At 40.0% G+C, this 16,984-nt stretch carries 14 protein-coding genes and 5 tRNA genes; 17 read left to right on the top strand and 2 right to left on the bottom strand.

The genetic code is table 11. The annotated features are described in order from the left end of the window. The first annotated feature begins 77 nt into the window (after positions 1-77). Complete coding sequence (locus ACRYKC_RS13455) at positions 78-1,397, top strand: DEAD/DEAH box helicase (RefSeq protein ID WP_433807242.1); 1,320 nt, start codon at positions 78-80, stop codon at positions 1,395-1,397. 18 nt (positions 1,398-1,415) lie between these two features. Then, positions 1,416-2,309 carry a deoxyribonuclease IV gene (locus ACRYKC_RS13460; protein WP_433807243.1) on the top strand — a complete coding sequence of 298 codons (894 nt, stop codon included), beginning with the start codon at positions 1,416-1,418 and terminating at the stop codon, positions 2,307-2,309. 47 nt (positions 2,310-2,356) lie between these two features. Here the strand turns inward: ACRYKC_RS13460 and ACRYKC_RS13465 are convergent, their stop codons facing one another. Beyond that, a complete protein-coding gene (locus ACRYKC_RS13465; RefSeq protein WP_433807244.1) occupies positions 2,357-2,641 on the bottom strand; it encodes a DUF2624 family protein in 285 nt (94 codons plus the stop codon). A 293-nt stretch (positions 2,642-2,934) separates the two neighbouring features. Here ACRYKC_RS13465 and ACRYKC_RS13470 point away from each other — a divergent pair, with 293 nt between their 5' ends. Further along, entirely contained in the window at positions 2,935-3,369 is a 435-nt protein-coding gene (locus ACRYKC_RS13470; protein ID WP_433807245.1) for a hypothetical protein, read from the top strand. A gap of 38 nt (positions 3,370-3,407) precedes the next feature. Here ACRYKC_RS13470 and ispG read toward each other — a convergent pair whose 3' ends face one another. Next, positions 3,408-4,511 (bottom strand): flavodoxin-dependent (E)-4-hydroxy-3-methylbut-2-enyl-diphosphate synthase, encoded by a 1,104-nt coding sequence (ispG, locus tag ACRYKC_RS13475; RefSeq protein WP_198162773.1) that lies wholly within the window; start codon positions 4,509-4,511, stop codon positions 3,408-3,410. Positions 4,512-4,782: 271 nt separating this feature from the next. Here ispG and ACRYKC_RS13480 point away from each other — a divergent pair, with 271 nt between their 5' ends. From ACRYKC_RS13480 to pstB, 14 genes are all read left to right on the top strand, one after another. Beyond that, complete coding sequence (locus ACRYKC_RS13480) at positions 4,783-5,409, top strand: NfeD family protein (protein WP_433807246.1); 627 nt, start codon at positions 4,783-4,785, stop codon at positions 5,407-5,409. A 420-nt stretch (positions 5,410-5,829) separates the two neighbouring features. Next, positions 5,830-7,467 carry a Na/Pi cotransporter family protein gene (locus ACRYKC_RS13485; protein WP_433807472.1) on the top strand — a complete coding sequence of 546 codons (1,638 nt, stop codon included), beginning with the start codon at positions 5,830-5,832 and terminating at the stop codon, positions 7,465-7,467. Positions 7,468-7,947: 480 nt separating this feature from the next. Beyond that, positions 7,948-8,024: transfer RNA gene (locus ACRYKC_RS13490), tRNA-Met, on the top strand. Between the two features lie 28 nt (positions 8,025-8,052). After that, positions 8,053-8,128, top strand: a tRNA-His gene (locus ACRYKC_RS13495). Positions 8,129-8,131: 3 nt separating this feature from the next. Further along, a tRNA-Ile gene (locus ACRYKC_RS13500) sits at positions 8,132-8,208 on the top strand. 15 nt (positions 8,209-8,223) lie between these two features. Next, a tRNA-Ser gene (locus ACRYKC_RS13505) sits at positions 8,224-8,316 on the top strand. 237 nt (positions 8,317-8,553) lie between these two features. Further along, positions 8,554-8,626, top strand: a tRNA-Phe gene (locus ACRYKC_RS13510). 206 nt (positions 8,627-8,832) lie between these two features. After that, entirely contained in the window at positions 8,833-9,447 is a 615-nt protein-coding gene (locus tag ACRYKC_RS13515; RefSeq protein ID WP_433807247.1) for a superoxide dismutase, read from the top strand. A 107-nt stretch (positions 9,448-9,554) separates the two neighbouring features. Then, complete coding sequence (locus ACRYKC_RS13520) at positions 9,555-10,790, top strand: MFS transporter (RefSeq protein ID WP_433807248.1); 1,236 nt, start codon at positions 9,555-9,557, stop codon at positions 10,788-10,790. 90 nt (positions 10,791-10,880) lie between these two features. Next, entirely contained in the window at positions 10,881-13,031 is a 2,151-nt protein-coding gene (locus ACRYKC_RS13525; RefSeq protein WP_433807249.1) for a peptidoglycan D,D-transpeptidase FtsI family protein, read from the top strand. Positions 13,032-13,190: 159 nt separating this feature from the next. Further along, positions 13,191-14,180 (top strand): PstS family phosphate ABC transporter substrate-binding protein, encoded by a 990-nt coding sequence (locus ACRYKC_RS13530; RefSeq protein WP_433807250.1) that lies wholly within the window; start codon positions 13,191-13,193, stop codon positions 14,178-14,180. Positions 14,181-14,267: 87 nt separating this feature from the next. Next, positions 14,268-15,215, top strand: coding sequence for a phosphate ABC transporter permease subunit PstC (gene pstC / locus ACRYKC_RS13535; protein WP_433807251.1), 948 nt, complete (start codon positions 14,268-14,270; stop codon positions 15,213-15,215). After that, complete coding sequence (pstA, locus tag ACRYKC_RS13540; RefSeq protein ID WP_433807252.1) at positions 15,215-16,093, top strand: phosphate ABC transporter permease PstA; 879 nt, start codon at positions 15,215-15,217, stop codon at positions 16,091-16,093. The genes pstC and pstA overlap by 1 nt, the downstream gene beginning before the upstream one ends. 23 nt (positions 16,094-16,116) lie before the next feature. After that, on the top strand, positions 16,117-16,968 hold the full coding sequence (pstB, locus tag ACRYKC_RS13545; RefSeq protein WP_433807253.1) for a phosphate ABC transporter ATP-binding protein PstB: 852 nt from the start codon (positions 16,117-16,119) through the stop codon (positions 16,966-16,968). Positions 16,969-16,984 lie beyond the last annotated feature (16 nt).

Raw genomic sequence — 16,984 nt, forward strand, 5'->3', positions numbered from 1 at the left:
TCATCGAGCTTTCGTGCAATTCTCTTTATCCTCTATTATAATAGGATAGGGATATTTAACTTTAAAGGAGTACGTATATGAGTAACCATACATTTCAGCAATTTGCTATCACACCTGTTGTCAGTCAGATGATTGAAGGGTTAGGATTTAAAGAACCGACACCGATACAGCAGCAGGTTCTACCTGCAGCTTTAAGAGGAGAGAGTTTGATCGGTCAGTCACACACAGGATCAGGTAAAACGCATGCGTATCTGCTGGCCTTGTTTAATCAATTGGATGAAAAGGCGGAAACCGTACAATTTGTGATTACAGCTCCAACTAGAGAGCTTGCTATACAAATACATGAAGAAGTAAAAAAAGCGATCAAATATGCGGAGAAGGAACAAGTCTGGCGCTCCAAGCTTGTCATTGGAGGTACGGATAAGCAAAAAATGATGGATAAGCTATCCTCTGCACCTCCACATATCGTTGTAGGAACACCAGGCCGAATTTTGGATATGGTCAAAGAGGAAGCTATTGATCTGTATCAAGCTAAGGCTTTTGTACTTGATGAAGCTGATTTGATGCTTGACCTTGGTTTTATAGAAGAAGTCGACCAAATCCTTGTTCGGATGGATCCGGAATTGCAGATTCTAGTTTTCTCTGCTACCATACCTGAACGGTTGCAGCCGTTTTTGAAAAAATATTTAACAAACCCTACCTATATTCAAATTGAGGATGAAAAGCCATCACCGGAGTCAATGGAACATCGATTAGTACCTCTCCGGCATAAAGCTCCGGCTGATGTCATTATGGATATTACAAAAGCCATCCAGCCTTATTTGGCTATTATCTTTACAAACGGGAAAGAACAAGCAGATGAGCTAACCGATGAATTATTAAGCCGCGGTCTAGAAGTAGGAGTTATCCACGGAGGCTTGTCACCTAGAGAGCGGAAACGTATGCTGAAGGAACTACAGAATCTGCGTTACCAATATATTGTCGCAACCGATTTAGCTTCCCGGGGAATTGATATTCAAGGTGTCAGCCATGTCATCAATGCTCAAATGCCTAAAGAAGAAGAATTCTATATCCACCGTGTAGGGCGGACGGCTAGAGCTGGACTAGAAGGAACGGCGATTAACCTTTATAAAGAAGCTGATCTTCCTCTAATTCAAAAGCTTGAGAAAAAAGGATTAAGCTTTGATTTTTACGAAGTGAAAAATGGAGAATGGAAAGAAGTTAATTCATATAATGAGCGTCAAACGCGAGAGAAGAAACAAACGGACTTAGAGAAAAAAGCCAAGCAGATGGTTCGTAAGCCAAAGAAAGTAAAACCTGGTTACAAGAAGAAAATGAAACAAGAAGCTGATAAGAACTTGAAGAAGTTGAAAAGGGAGCGTTACAGAAAGAAATAGAAAGGGGAAGAGGGAGATATGGTTAAAATAGGGTCACATGTATCCATGAAAGGGAAAAAAATGCTTCTTGGGGCTAGTGAAGAAGCTGCATCCTATGGGTCCAATACATTCATGATTTATACTGGAGCACCACAAAATACGAGACGTCGTCCTATTGAAGAATTGAACATTGAAGCTGGACAAGAACATATGCAAGCTAATAAAATCGCAGATATTGTAGTGCATGCTCCATATATCATCAATATCGGGAATACGACGAAGCCGGAAACGTTCCAGTTAGGGGTAGACTTCTTAAGAAATGAAATCCAACGTACGGAAGCTTTAGGAGCCAGGCAAATCGTACTTCATCCAGGTTCTCATGTTGGACAGGGCGTCGATAAAGGACTACCGAAAATCATCGAAGGACTAAATGAAGTCCTTCATAAAGATCAAAACGTTCAAATTGCATTAGAAACTATGGCAGGTAAAGGATCTGAAATTGGAAGAAGCTTTGAAGAATTAGCTCAAATCATTGATGGAGTTACTATGAATGAAAAGCTTTCTGTATGTATGGACACTTGCCACATTCACGATGCGGGATATAATGTGGTTGAAGATTTTGATGGCGTTCTTGATGAATTTGATCGGATTGTTGGGTTAGATAGGCTCAAGGTCATTCACGTCAATGATAGTAAAAACATTCAAGGGGCACAAAAGGACCGTCATGAGAATATTGGCTTTGGTTATATAGGCTTTAAAGCTCTTCATAAGGTTATCCACCATCCACAGTTGAAGGAACTGCCGAAGATTCTAGAAACTCCGTACGTAGGGGAAGATAAAAAGAACAAGCAGCCTCCTTATCGCTTTGAAATCAATATGATAAAAGAAGGAACATTTGACGAAGCATTAAAAGAAAAAATAATGGAACAATAATAAAGGAAGGCTGCCTTTAAAGGCAGCCTTCCTTTATTATGTTTAACCTATTTTAACCAGTGTTCGACACCATATTCCTTGGCCATCTTTATAAGTATTTTATTAACTGAGCGAGCTGTATCTTTCGATGTGATTGCAGCCAATTTCATTAACATTCGCTTTCTTCCGTCGTGGTCGAAAGGGTTTTCTTTATTCTTTTTCAACGCTTTAACGATCGCTACCGCTTCCGCTTCGGAAACCGGAATCCGATACTTTTTGCTGTATGAAAGAATATCACGGACAGTTAATTGCTTCAGCTTTTGCGTAATAAATTGTTGTGCTACATTTTTCATTGGCTCATACTTCCTTTCCATATGTCTTACAACACGATATGAAAACCACTAGGGTTATGTGTATCAATATCTAACTTCAGAAACCTTAATTGTTTTTTTTAGCCTAAACTGATCATTTTAAAAGAAATCAGGCGAGAGCTGAAATATGACACAGTTAAATCAGATAAAAAAGGCAACTCACACTTCTGAGATGCCTTTTTGCCTTCTAACGATTCCATCAAATCCCTTATTAAAACGGATGAAGAATTCACATACTAATTATGATTCTCCAAACAGAAAGTGAGGGTGTTCTTATGTACGATCCGAAGAATCCTGTTGAGAATCAGGAAGAAACAGAAAAAGCTCCAGAACATGGAGACGAGCTAGAGCAAGTGACAGAAGAGGTTGATGATCATGGGCGCGGTCCCAATCAGCCTGTTTACGGGGAAAGCTATGAGGAAGAGTTCGCTCAGGAAGCCGCCGTGGCTCCTGTTCACGAGCCGATAAAATCTGAGGAGCAGGAAACAAGGATGGAAGATGATGTCAAGGTAGGTATGGCGTGGTTAGGTTTAACAGCTGCCATCCTTTCCTTTTTCTTTGCTCCTATTATTTTAGGAGCAGCAGGAATCATCCTCGGTATCATCGGTAAGCGTCGTGGAGCTGACACTTTAGGTAACATGGCGATCATCGTCAGTGTCGTTTCCATCGCATTTGCCTTGTTCTTTGCCCCGATTTATAATCTCATTTAGCATAAAAAAGGTGGACCTGGACAGGTCCACCTTTTTATTTAAGCGTTTTGTTCTTCTTTTTCTTTCCGTTGTTTCTCATAATGCTCTTCGGCAAGTTTATCTACTTCTTTTTTAAGTTCGTCAACCATAATATCCTCAGGAACTTTACGGATGATCTCCCCGTGACGGAAAAGTAGACCTTCTCCTCTGGCACCGGCAATTCCGATGTCAGCTTCCCGAGCTTCACCCGGGCCGTTTACAGCACAACCAAGCACAGCAACCTTGATTGGGGCTTTGATGGACTGAATATATTCTTCAACTTCATTTGCGATTGAAATTAAGTCGATTTCAATTCGACCGCAAGTCGGACAAGAAATCAGTGTTGCAGCATTGGATGCAAGACCAAAAGATTTCAGAAGTTCTTTGGCTACTTTTACCTCTTCTACTGGATCTGCACTTAGACTGATTCTCACCGTGCTTCCGATACCCTTACTTAAAATAGCACCTAAACCAGCCGCACTTTTAACTGTACCTGCAAATAAAGTACCTGACTCGGTAATTCCTAAATGAATCGGGTAATTAAATGCTGCAGCGGCTTTTTCATAAGCTTCGATGGCTAATTTAACATCGGAAGCTTTTAAGGATACAATAATGTCGTGGAAGTCCAGATCTTCAAGAATCTTGATGTGGTGAAGCGCACTTTCCACCATGCCATCAGCTGTTGGGTATCCGTATTTCTCTAAGATGTGGCGCTCCAAAGAACCAGCGTTTACACCAATTCGGATAGGAATACCTTTTTCTTTAGCTGCTTTAACTACAGCTTCTACTTTTTCGCGTTTTCCAATATTTCCAGGGTTGATACGAATTTTATCCGCACCGCCCTCAATGGCTTTCAAGGCTTTCTTATAGTCGAAATGTATATCTACAACAAGTGGGATATTAATGCGTTTTTTAATTTCTGGGATCGCATCTGCAGCTCGATCATCCGGACATGCTACACGGACGACCTGACAGCCAGCTTCCTCTAAACGTTTAATTTCTGCAACTGTTGCTTCTACATCGTGGGTTTTCGTTGTTGTCATTGATTGGATGACAACTTCATCTGACCCACCTATAGTAATGTCGCCGACTTTTACAGGACGAGTATCTTTTCTGTGCGTAATTGCCATTTAAAATCGCTCCTTTGTATACTTACAAAAAAGGTATCTTTATGAAATTCCAATCTTCATTATAAGGGCTTTTGTCTTAAATGAGAAGTCAAGACACTTATTTGTTGCCTATTCCATGTAAAAATATTGTAAATGTACTTTTTTAAGGCCTCACAAATTATATCACGGGCCAGGGAATTAGAAAAATCATATATTATAATGAAACTAAAACGGTTGTTTAATCGTACATGAAGTATTCAGAGAATGAAGAGAGGGTGGTAGGGTCATGCTTTCTTTTGATTGGATTGCGTTATTTATAACAATGCTTGGAACTATGTTTCTAATTGGGGAATTGCTAGTAAACATGCGAGGGGCATTTGCTGTACTCGGAATAGGTTTCATTACTGTGTATTTCTCAAGTTATTTGGCCATGGATATGTTTTTTATTATGATGCTTGTCTATTTCCTTGGGATCATATTAATGATTATTGATGGGAAATTATTAAATGATGGAACCCTGGCTACAATTGGAGCAGCAGCCATGATTGTAGCTGTCGGATTCAGTGCTCCTAACTGGGTCGCAGGTCTCTATAGTGTAATTGGAGTTATTTTAGGTGGCGCAGGCTCTTTCCTTTTCTTAAAAGTATTTAAGCGTCGCGAAATGTGGACGAAGATTACTCTAGCTGATCAGTTGTCTTCAGAGATGGGCTATAATTCGATGAAAGAAACCTACCAGTCCCTTGTAGGGAAAACAGGAGAGGCCCTTACAGATATGAGACCAGTAGGAACGATCAGTATAGAGGGAGAGGAATACAGCGCAGTTTCTAATGGTCAATGGATTTCAAGGCAAGATTCCATTAAAGTAGTTGCAGTGGATGGGACGAAAATTCTCGTTAAAAGGGATGGGAATTAACTGGATGTTTATTTCAAGAGTTAATCATTCCAATCTCCTGTGAGCTGTGATTACAACTAATAGATATCGAAGTGTTTTGGAAGAAGGTTTAATGCGGATCAATAAAAATCCCAAGCCAATTGCAAGTTAACAGAAGAGCTATCTCATGTTGAACCAGAAAAAGAATGGAGATCTGGCCTTGTCGATTGGAAGTTAAAATCCATCAGAAACCATAACTAAGTGTCATCTTAAAGATGGCACTTTTATTTTTTTGATTTTTCAAAACATATTGATTTTACGTGGGTATAAATGCAATGTAAATTTATTGTTAAGATTGACGTATATCCTTTACAAACAAATTAGCTATCGTTAATAATGAATAAGGTGTTTTGAAAAAGAGAAAAATGTAGAAACTTGGGTGAAGAAAGGGATGAGAATAAATTGGATATCAATGTGCAGCAAATGATATTTGAATTCATCGGAGGTCTCGGGATTTTCCTGTTTGGTATTAAGTATATGGGAGATGGACTCCAAAAAGTAGCTGGGGACCGCTTGAGGGAGCTACTAGATCGATTTACGAGCAATCCTTTGATGGGAGTAGTTGCTGGTGCCGTTGTCACTATGCTTGTACAGAGTAGTTCAACAACAACCGTGTTGACAGTAGGTCTTGTTAACGCCGGCTTTATGACATTTAGACAAGCCATCGGTGTTATTATGGGGGCCAATATTGGAACGACGATGACTGCATTTATTATAGGTATTGATATTAAAGAATATGGCCTTCCTATATTAGCGGTTGGTGCCTTCTTGATTTTCTTCTTTAAAAATAAAAAAGTTACCAACATCGGACAAACCGTTTTTGGTCTTGGTGCATTATTCTTTGGACTGGAAACGATGAGTGGCGGAATGAAACCACTTCGTTCATTGGAAGCTTTCCAAGAACTCACATTGTCTATGAGTGATAATCCAGTGCTCGGTGTTGTTATCGGAACGTTATTCACAGTTATTGTACAAAGTTCAAGTGCTACTATCGGAATCCTTCAGGGATTATTTGGAGAAGGGCTCATGAGTTTAGACGCGGCCTTGCCAGTATTATTTGGTGACAATATCGGAACAACGATTACTGCTGTCCTCGCTGCTATCGGAGCGAGTGTGGGAGCTAAACGTGCAGCATTCGTACACGTAATTTTCAACGTACTTGGCGCAACGGTATTTCTATTACTGTTAAAACCTTATACCTTATATGTAGAGTGGCTACAAGGGGCCTTGAACCTTGAACCGGAGATGACCATTGCGTTTGCTCACGGATCTTTCAACATCGCGAACACAATTGTCCAATTCCCATTTGTAGCTGTATTAGCGTGGATTGTTGTAAAACTTGTGCCTGGTGAAGACTCTATGATTGAATTTAAGCCGAAGCACCTTGATCCAATCTTTATTGAGCAATCTCCATCACTTGCTCTTGATCAAGCAAAAGAAGAAGTTATCCGAATGGGTGAATATGCTTATAAAGGATTAGAAGAAACAAGCCTTTACTTGAACAACAAACAACAAAAGCACTCCGAAATTGCTATGCAAATCGAAGATGCCTTGAATAATTTAGATAGAAAAATTACGGATTATTTAGTGGACTTGTCTCAGGCTTCCTTAACAGATGAGGAGAGCCATAAACACTCTGCTTTAATGGACTCTGTAAGGGATCTTGAAAGAATTGGAGACCACTTCGAAAATATCATCGAGCTCATTGATTATAAAAATTCAAATAAAGTTAATTTGACTCCTCAAGCCATTGATGATCTTAATACGATGTTCGATTTAACCTTGATGACAGTTAAGCAAGCAACCAAGGCTTTAGAAAATATGAACCGAGAAGAAGCGTTGGCTGTTGTGCAGAAAGAGAATGAATTGGACCGTATGGAGCGCAGTTACCGTAAGAAGCACATCATTCGTTTGAATGAAGGGGTTTGTACTGGTCAAGCTGGAATCGTATTCGTTGACATGATAAGCAATCTTGAGCGAATCGGAGACCATGCTGTTAACATCGCTGAAGAAGTGCTAGGAGAAAAAGAAAGCTTATAAGATAAACGAGAAGCAGCTGCTAATAGTAGCTGCTTCTTTTTATATTTTGGAGCCTTTATGACCTTATACCTTAAAAGAATTTATTCAATTATATAGCAGTATTCTGGAACATCCGAATCCGAGGTGTTTTGGGTTTGCACTTGTAAAAGAGTAAGAGGGCTGGAAAATAACTCGCTTTCCCTGAACACCTTTCCTGGTATTTAGAAAACGGAAACAATCTCACCAAAGTGACTAGTCATCTTGGAACTAAGTCTTCAGGGATAGGAGGCGTTTCTTTAAGAAGGAGTCCATGTTATAAAAAAGAGAGTATCATATGACTAATAACTTATTAAATGTTCTTTTTTAAAAAAACCTTGAAAGGTATCCGAGTCCGTGCTATATTATTTTTGTCGCAAAAAAACAGCAAGAAAAATTATTCTTGACGTTTTAGAGTAAACATGATATATTAATAAACGTCGCTCCGAGAGAGTGACATCATATGGCGGTGTAGCTCAGCTGGCTAGAGCGTACGGTTCATACCCGTGAGGTCGTGGGTTCGATTCCCTCCACCGCCACCATTATTCTCATACATAACTAAGCGTCATGGCGGTTGTGGCGAAGTGGTTAACGCACCGGATTGTGGTTCCGGCATTCGTGGGTTCGATTCCCATCAACCGCCCCATGTGGACCCTTAGCTCAGCTGGTTAGAGCTATCGGCTCATAACCGATCGGTCGCAGGTTCGAGTCCTGCAGGGTCCACCATACTTTTTATCATCCGGAGGAGTACCCAAGTCTGGCTGAAGGGAGCGGTCTTGAAAACCGCCAGGGGGTTTACGCCCCGCGGGGGTTCGAATCCCTCCTCCTCCGCCATGATACATAACAGTATTTGAGCGTTGTACTTCATTTAAGAAAAATAATACTCTCATGGCTCGGTAGCTCAGTCGGTAGAGAAGCCGTAAAACATCTTTGCCTAGTCATCATAGTAGGCTTTGCGAGAAGCGAGACATCACTGAAAGGACTTGCAACGAGACGAGCACAAAACGTCTTAGAATCAGCATCGAAACCAGAGTGAGAGCGAGAGGAAAACTCAATGCTATATATAACTACGGCTCGGTAGCTCAGTCGGTAGAGCAACGGACTGAAAATCCGTGTGTCGGCGGTTCGATTCCGTCCCGAGCCACTTTTAGAATAACAAGCTACTTTGCTTGTTATTTTTTTATGTTTGAATTTCAATATTAAGGGAATTCTTAATATCGGAAGATAAGTTATCTTTCCAGTTGCAAAACATTTGCAACTGCAAGTACGGTTTGATAATGTAAAATTGAGAAGAGACGGGCAAGTCTCATTCTTAATTTTACATATTAATTTAAAGGAGGAGTTTTCATTATGGCTAAATTTGAACTACCAGAATTACCTTACGCTTATGACGCACTAGAACCTACTATTGATAAGGAAACAATGAACATCCACCATACGAAGCACCATAACGGCTATGTAACGAAGCTGAACAATGCTTTAGAAGGACATTCAGATCTTCAAGATAAGTCTCTTGAGGAACTGCTTTCAAACAACTTGTCCGCAGTACCTGAAGACATTCGTACGGCTGTCCGCCGTAACGGTGGCGGTCACGCAAACCACAGCCTTTTCTGGACAATCATGTCCCCGAATGGCGGTGGAGAGCCGACTGGTGACTTGGCTACTCAAATTAACGATACGTTTGGCAGCTTCGATCAATTCAAAGAAAAATTTGAAGAAACTGCTAAAGGCCGCTTCGGATCAGGTTGGGCTTGGCTAGTTGTGAACAATGGTAACCTTGAAGTCATTGACACATTGAACCAAGATTCACCGATCATGGAAGGTAAAACTCCAATCCTTGGTTTGGATGTTTGGGAACACGCATACTACCTGAACTACCAAAACCGTCGTCCTGATTACGTTTCAGCATTCTGGAACGTAGTAAACTGGGAGGAAGTAGCTAAGCGTTTCGACGCTGCTAAATAAGCATAAAAAGACGTAGGCAAGGCATGGATATTTATCCATGCCTTTTCTTTTTGTATATCTCCTTTCGTTCTGACAACACTATGAAAGAACGCAAAGGAGACATGGATATGGTGAGTAAGCTACGTGCGTGGCTGAGCCACGAAAATGTATCAAAGGATCTGTTGTTGCTGTTATTAATAGGAGGCTTATACTCCCTAGGCATATTTTTATCCAGTACATTTGTGAACATTTATTTATGGAAGCAGTCTAACAGCTATACAGACATTGCTCTCTATAATTTAAGCATCTATGTTTTGCAGCCTCTAACTTTTATATTTGCAGGCAAATGTGCAAAAAAGATCGACAGGGTCATCGTACTTCGCACAGGTGTAACCGTCCTGTCATTGTTTTTTTTGACTGTACTCATTGTAGGAGAGAAAGCAGCTACTTTTAATATTATGCTGGGTGCACTGCTCGGCGTTGGATATGGATTTTACTGGCTTGCTTATAATGTTTTGACGTTTGAGATTACCGAACCAGAAACAAGGGACTTTTTTAATGGGTTTCTAGGTGTACTGCAATCTCTTGGAGGAATGAGTGGTCCTTTGCTTGCAGGATTCATTATATCTCGGCTCAATAACTTCACAGGATACACTGTTATATTTGCGATATCCTTTGGGTTATTTATTATTGCCGTTCTCGTTAGTTTTGGATTGTCCAGAAGAAAAGCAAACGGAAATTTCTCTTTTCGAAGGATTATTAATGAACGAAGAAATAATGTAAACTGGAAAAGGATTTTAAATGCTCATGTGGCTCAAGGATTCAGAGAAGGTGTCTTTTTATTCGCAGTTTCTATTTGGATTTTCTTAATGACAAGGGATGAACTCTCCATTGGGGTATTTAATCTTGTTTACTCCGGATGTTCTTTCCTCTTTTATTTTTTAGTAAGTAGGATTGTGAAACCACGTCGAAGAAAGAAAGCTATATTTCTTGCGGGACTAGTTCTGTATTTAAATGTGTTGATTTTATTAGTAAGTAACAGTATGTTTCTGCTGCTCATTTACGCAGGAATAGCGGGGGTGTTTTTCCCATTATTGTATGTTCCTTATTTATCCCTCACGTATGATGTGATCGGAAAGTCATGGAATGCAGGTGAAATGAGAATTGAATATATTGTGGTGCGGGAGATATTTCTCAATATAGGACGGGTTCTCTCCATTCTTACATTCTTAGGCGCAATCACAGTCATTACACCTGAAACGGGAATCCCTTATATTCTGCTATTGGTGGGCGGAGGTCACTTTGTAATTTACTTTTTTATAAAAAATATAGACACGAAAATGATGAAAACGACACATAATTGAAACATTTCTCCCATGAGGCTCGTCTATTATTAAGTAGGAAAAAGATGCTATAATAGATACGGATTTTGTTGAAAAAGGGAGAGGACAATCATGGGGAAAAAGAAGAATGGTTTTAATAAGAAATCACACCTTCCTTTTCGTTTGAATGTGGTATTTTTTGTAGTGTTTTTACTTTTCGCTGGCATTATTTTGCAGCTTGGGGTAGTTCAAATATTAAATGGAGAAGAGGCTCAGGACGAAATTGACCGTACAGAAAATACAACGACGAACATTCCTGTACCAAGAGGTGAAATGTACGATCGTTTCGGACGTGTCATTGTTGACAACCAGCCGCTCTATTCCATTACATATACCCCGCCTAAGGGTGTCCAGCCTGAGGACAGATTAGAGCTGGCTGAGAAACTCGCTAAGTATATCGATATGGATTTTGAAAATAAATTGAGCGAACGTGATTTGAAAGAGTACTACTTCTTAAAAAATCGTGATGAAATGCGAGAACGAATTGCAGACAAAGATACCGCCGATTTAGATAATGGTGAAGTTTATCAACTTCAGTTAGACAGTATTAAGAAAGAGGAAATTGAGGGGTACGACGACGCTGTTAAAGAAGTTATTGTCATTAAAAAAGAATTGGATAAGGCGTATGCTCTTTCTCCTCATACTGTGAAAAACGCAGATATTACGGAGAAGGAATACTCAGCTGTAGCTGAGCATCTGGCAAACTTACCGGGCATTAACGTGACAGCTGATTGGAAAAGGGAATATCCTTTTCAAAATACATTCCGCAACTACATTGGCAGCATTACTTCTACAGAACAAGGCGTGCCGAGAGACGATTTAGACTACTACATGTCCCTTGATTATAGTCGTAATGATCGTGTAGGTATTAGCGGGCTTGAACAACAGTATGAAGAAGTACTCCGGGGCACAAAAGAAAAAGTTCAATACGAAACAGATAAGAACAACAATGTGGTGGATACAAAAGTCATCCGTGAAGGACAACGTGGAAAAGATCTAGTTTTATCAATTGATATGGAACTTCAGAAAAAGGTGGATCAGGTTGTTCAAGAAGAATTAGCAAATGCTATAGCTAAAGCTCCCGGGGATAACAAGTATTTAGAGAATTCCGTAGCTGTTGTTTCTGACCCTAATACAGGAGAAGTACTTGCGATCTCTGGACAAACCTATAATCGGAATCCAAAAGACGGAGAAGACCGTTTTTCTGATACATCTCACCAGGCAGTTTATAACGCTTATACACCTGGATCTACTGTAAAAGGGGCCACCATTTTAACTGGTCTCCATGAAGGTGCGATTGATCCTGGTTTCGGACTTAATGACAAGCCCGTTTCGATCGCAGGGGATGTGAAAAGATCTTATACCCCGAATATCGGATGGATTAATGACGTTTCTGCCTTACAGCAATCCTCGAACGTTTACATGTTCTTCTTAGCCATGCGAATGGGCGGGGTGTATGACATGCAATACGATCGACCTTCGCTTCGTTTAGAAGAGGGAACGTTTGAAAAGTTTCTATACAACTTTAATCAGTTTGGGCTAGGTGTAGAAACAGGATTAGATTTTCCATACGAAGAAACTGGCTTTAAAGGAGATAATCCATTGCCAGGTAACATTTTAGATTTTTCTATCGGCCAATACAGTACTTATACAGCTATGCAGTTGAACCAATACGTCTCTACTATTGCTAATGGAGGAGACCGCGTCAAACTTCAGTTAGTAAAAGAAATCCATGATCCATCTAGAAAGACAGAAGGACTTGGTCCGATTTATAAAGACTATTCACCTAAAGTGTTAAATCAAATTGAAATGGATCCTGATTATATTGACAGAGTTCAAGAGGGCTTCCGGCAAGTGTTTCAAACGAGTCAAGGTACTGCCAGCAGTGTTTTCTCCAAACAACCTTTTGCTCAATATAGAATGGCTGGAAAAACCGGAACTGCAGAATCAAGGAAGTACATTCCAAGAGAAAATGGCGATGGATATTATGGAGTGGATACGTTAAATAAAACATTAATTGGATATGCGCCTTATGACGACCCAGAGATTGCGTTTTCCGTTATGACACCATATGTGGGAGTAGACGCCTCACAAACGTTCAGTGTAAGTAACAATATTGGAGCGCGAATTGGGCAAGCGTACTTTGAATTAAAAGAAAAGCGTGCCAAAGAAGGCGTTGATATGAATATAAATAAGGAAGATGAAGCAGCTGAGAAAGAGTGATACGACAAGTATCACTCTTTTTTTTTCTGCAAAAATCGTCAATTTACAAAACCTTAACGTTTCATTTATATGTCCTTAAAACTCTCTCGTTAGTATATAAAATGTGAGTTGGCCAAGCCAATACCCAAAACAATTCAAAGACATAGGGGGAAAAAGAACATGAAAAACTTTAAGAGTTTAGCTCTTATGCTAGCATTCATCCTTGTACTAGGAGTACTTGCAGCTTGCGGATCTAATGAAGGTAATACAGAAGAAGGAAGCGGATCTTCAAATGGTGAGGAAGGTTCTTCCGAATCAGTATCGGGACCAATTGCCATTGATGGTTCCTCTACAGTGTTCCCAATCATGGAAAACCTAGTTTACACTTACAGCTCAGAAAACCCAGAAGTTAACGCTACTGTAAACAGCTCCGGTTCTGGTGGAGGGTTCAAGAAATCCACTAAAGGTGAAATTGACTTGAGTAATGCTTCTCGTGAAATCAAGCAAGAAGAAGAAAAAATTGCTGAAGAGAATGGCGTTGAACTTAAGCCGCTAACTCTTGCTTACGATGGTCTTTCTGTCGTAGTTTCCTCTAAGAATGATTTTGTTGATGAGCTTTCTGTTGAACAACTTAAACAAATTTTCCTTGAATCATCTGATGTGAAAAAATGGTCTGATCTTAATCCGGAATGGCCGGATGAAACAATTAAAATCTTCTCTCCTGGTCACGATTCTGGTACCTTTGACTACTTCAACGAAGTAATCCTTGAAGAACAGCCAATGAAAGAAGGAGAAAACACAACTCTTTCTGAAGATGACAACGTACTAGTACGTGGAATCCAAAACGATCCTAACGCTATCGGATTCTTTGGTTATGCATACTACGCTGAGAACAAAGACAGCCTTAAAGTTCTAGGAATTTCTGAAGGCGAAGGAGAAGCTGTTAAACCTAGTGGTGAAACAATCCAGGACGGTTCTTACACTCCGCTTTCTCGCCCGCTATTCACTTACGTTAATGTAAATGCTTATAAAGAAAAGCCACAAGTTCAGGACTTTGTAAAATACACGCTAAACAATGCAGGTAAAGCAGCTGAAGAAGTTGGTTACGTAGCTCTTCCAGAAGAAAAATATCAAGAACAGCTTGATAAAGTTGAAGGCTGGGCTGAGTAACGACTGATTTTAAAAATCTATCAAGGTAGGTGAGGCCCTAACTGGTCTCACCTTGCCTTATGGTTATGGATGAAAGGAGTTTTATTGATGGACAAAAGCTTGCAATCCGGGGGAAATAGATTGAATGTCCAACAAATGATAGAACAAAGAAAGCAAAAGACAAGCCTAGGAGAAAAAATAGAAAAGATAATCCCTTGGTTTTTGTTGCTATGCGCCGTTGTTAGTGTTTTGACTACAGTTGGTATTTTATTTACTTTATTGCGTGAATCTATTGGTTTCTTTTCAGATGTATCACTAGTTAATTTTTATACAGGCACTAATTGGTCACCATGGTCTGGTGAGTATGGAGTCGCCCCATTAATTGGCGGAACACTGCTCATTACCTTGATTGCTACCGTTGTAGCTGTCCCGCTTGGACTCATGTCAGCCATTTTTTTGAGTGAATATGCAAACGATAAGGTGAGACGCGTTATCAAACCGGTTCTAGAGGTTTTAGCGGGAATCCCTACAGTTGTTTACGGTTACTTTGCTTTGACATTTGTCACTCCGATGTTTCAGTCATTTATTCCTGACCTTGGAATATTCAACGCATTGAGTGGTGGGTTTGTTGTAGGAATTATGATTATACCAATGGTTGCTTCTCTATCTGAGGATGCGATGAACTCTGTTCCGAATGCTCTTCGTGAAGGTGCTTACGGATTAGGAGCAACTAAATTAGAGGTTGTATTTAAAGTTGTACTACCTGCTGCATTCTCAGGAATTGTAGCTTCCATTGTACTTGCTATTTCCAGAGCGATCGGAGAAACAATGATTGTTACGATTGCAGCTGGGGCTACACCAAACCTCACAATGGACCCAACACAATCCATTCAAACAATGACTGCCTTTATCGTTCAGGCAGCAACAGGGGATACGACGTTCGGATCTACCATCTATTATAGTCTTTATGCAGTAGGAATGACGTTATTCGTATTTACCCTAATCATGAACTTAATCGCACAGTATATTTCACGTAGGTTCAGGGAGGAATATTAATGCTTGGACAAAATGAACAAGGAATTAAAAAGCGTATGGAAGGCCGGGTATTGTTCAATAAGATCATGATGGTGCTGTTTTTCCTGGCGACCACCGTAGGCCTTGTATTCCTGGCGCTTCTATTTTACCGTGTATTGACTCAAGGAATTGGATATTTAAGCTGGGATTATATTAGAAGCTTCCCTGCACCTTATCCTGAAGATGCAGGAATATGGGCAGGTTTAATCGGCTCTATTATGTTGATGGTTATTGTAGCGATTGTATCAGTAATCATAGGGGTAGCATCTGCTATTTATTTAGAAGAATATGCTTCACAGAATAAATTTACTGATTTTATCAGAGTGAACATTCAAAACCTGGCAGGAGTACCATCCATTGTATTTGGACTTCTAGGCCTGACTTTCTTCGTGTATATGTTCAACTATGGTTATACTTTGATTGCTGGTGGCTTGACAATGGCACTATTAATCTTGCCAGTTATAGTTGTTGCATCTCAGGAAGCATTAAGGTCTGTACCTTCAGAAATTCAGGAAGCTTCGTACGGTATGGGAGCTTCTAAGTGGCAGACGATCGCTAGAGTTATTTTGCCAGCAGCCTTGCCAGGGATCTTGACTGGAACAATTATCGCCTTATCAAGGGCAATTGGTGAGACCGCACCGCTAATTATCGTAGGTGCAGCAACGGCAATCTTTACACTTCCTGACTCGCTATTAGCAAAATACACTGTTATGCCGATCCAGATCTACAACTGGACGGGTAGACCGCAGGAAGAATGGCAATTCGTCGCTGGTGCTGGAATTATTGTCTTATTAGCTATTCTACTATTAATGAACTCAATTGCTGTTTTAATTCGAAATAAATTTCAACGACGCCTTTAATTATGGATGAGGAGGGTTTCATAATGAGTAAAATTAAAGAGAATCAAGAAACTGTAGGTGGATTTACAAGTACTGCACCTTCTGTAGAAAAAAAAGAGAAGAAGCACACACCAAAAAAAGTAAACAATGTAATGGAAGTGAACGATTTAAATCTTTGGTACGGTTCCGATCAGGCTTTGTATGAAGTGAATATGAATGTGCCTGAAAAACAGGTGACAGCGATTATTGGACCGTCTGGCTGCGGAAAATCAACGTTCTTAAAAACATTGAATCGCATGGTTGAGATGGTACCTATCGTGAAGACATCTGGTTCTATCAAATATCGTAATGAAGAAATTTTTAGCAGTAAATTTAAGCAGGAATATCTGCGCACGAAAGTAGGTATGGTATTCCAAAAACCAAACCCGTTTCCAAAGTCTGTTTATGATAACGTAGCGTATGGTCCTCGTGTCCACGGCATTAAGAAGAAAGAAGTGCTTGATCAAATTGTAGAAAAAAGTCTAAAAGATGCAGCGATCTGGGATGAACTAAAAGATCGTTTGAATGAGAATGCTTACGGCTTATCAGGCGGACAGCAGCAGCGTGTATGTATCGCTCGAGCACTAGCTGTAGAACCTGATGTTATCCTGATGGATGAGCCAACTTCCGCACTGGATCCGATTTCCACGGCTAAAGTGGAAGAGCTTGTTCAGGAATTGAAGAAAAAATACAGCATTATCATCGTTACACACAATATGCAGCAAGCAGCACGTATTTCTGATAAGACAGCGTTCTTCTTAAATGGAGAACTAATCGAGTTCGCTGAAACAGATAACCTATTCCAAAACCCTCAAGACAAGCGAACAGAAGATTATATTACTGGACGCTTTGGTTAATTGAAATATTAAGAAA

Origin of the sequence: Halobacillus sp. A1-3, from assembly GCF_050971765.1 — a bacterium.
GTDB classification, from domain to species: domain Bacteria; phylum Bacillota; class Bacilli; order Bacillales; family Halobacillaceae; genus Halobacillus; species Halobacillus mangrovi_B.

Bases quoted from the DNA above. Each gene is read 5' to 3' on its own strand.
- ACRYKC_RS13455 (WP_433807242.1), top strand. From the start codon at position 78: ATGAGTAACCATACATTTCAGCAATTTGCTATCACACCTGTTGTCAGT.
- ACRYKC_RS13460 (WP_433807243.1), top strand. From the start codon at position 1,416: ATGGTTAAAATAGGGTCACATGTATCCATGAAAGGGAAAAAAATGCTT.
- ACRYKC_RS13465 (WP_433807244.1), bottom strand. From the start codon at position 2,641: ATGAAAAATGTAGCACAACAATTTATTACGCAAAAGCTGAAGCAATTA.
- ACRYKC_RS13470 (WP_433807245.1), top strand. From the start codon at position 2,935: ATGTACGATCCGAAGAATCCTGTTGAGAATCAGGAAGAAACAGAAAAA.
- ACRYKC_RS13480 (WP_433807246.1), top strand. From the start codon at position 4,783: ATGCTTTCTTTTGATTGGATTGCGTTATTTATAACAATGCTTGGAACT.
- ACRYKC_RS13515 (WP_433807247.1), top strand. From the start codon at position 8,833: ATGGCTAAATTTGAACTACCAGAATTACCTTACGCTTATGACGCACTA.
- ACRYKC_RS13520 (WP_433807248.1), top strand. From the start codon at position 9,555: ATGGTGAGTAAGCTACGTGCGTGGCTGAGCCACGAAAATGTATCAAAG.
- ACRYKC_RS13525 (WP_433807249.1), top strand. From the start codon at position 10,881: ATGGGGAAAAAGAAGAATGGTTTTAATAAGAAATCACACCTTCCTTTT.
- ACRYKC_RS13530 (WP_433807250.1), top strand. From the start codon at position 13,191: ATGAAAAACTTTAAGAGTTTAGCTCTTATGCTAGCATTCATCCTTGTA.
- pstC (WP_433807251.1), top strand. From the start codon at position 14,268: ATGGACAAAAGCTTGCAATCCGGGGGAAATAGATTGAATGTCCAACAA.
- pstA (WP_433807252.1), top strand. From the start codon at position 15,215: ATGCTTGGACAAAATGAACAAGGAATTAAAAAGCGTATGGAAGGCCGG.
- pstB (WP_433807253.1), top strand. From the start codon at position 16,117: ATGAGTAAAATTAAAGAGAATCAAGAAACTGTAGGTGGATTTACAAGT.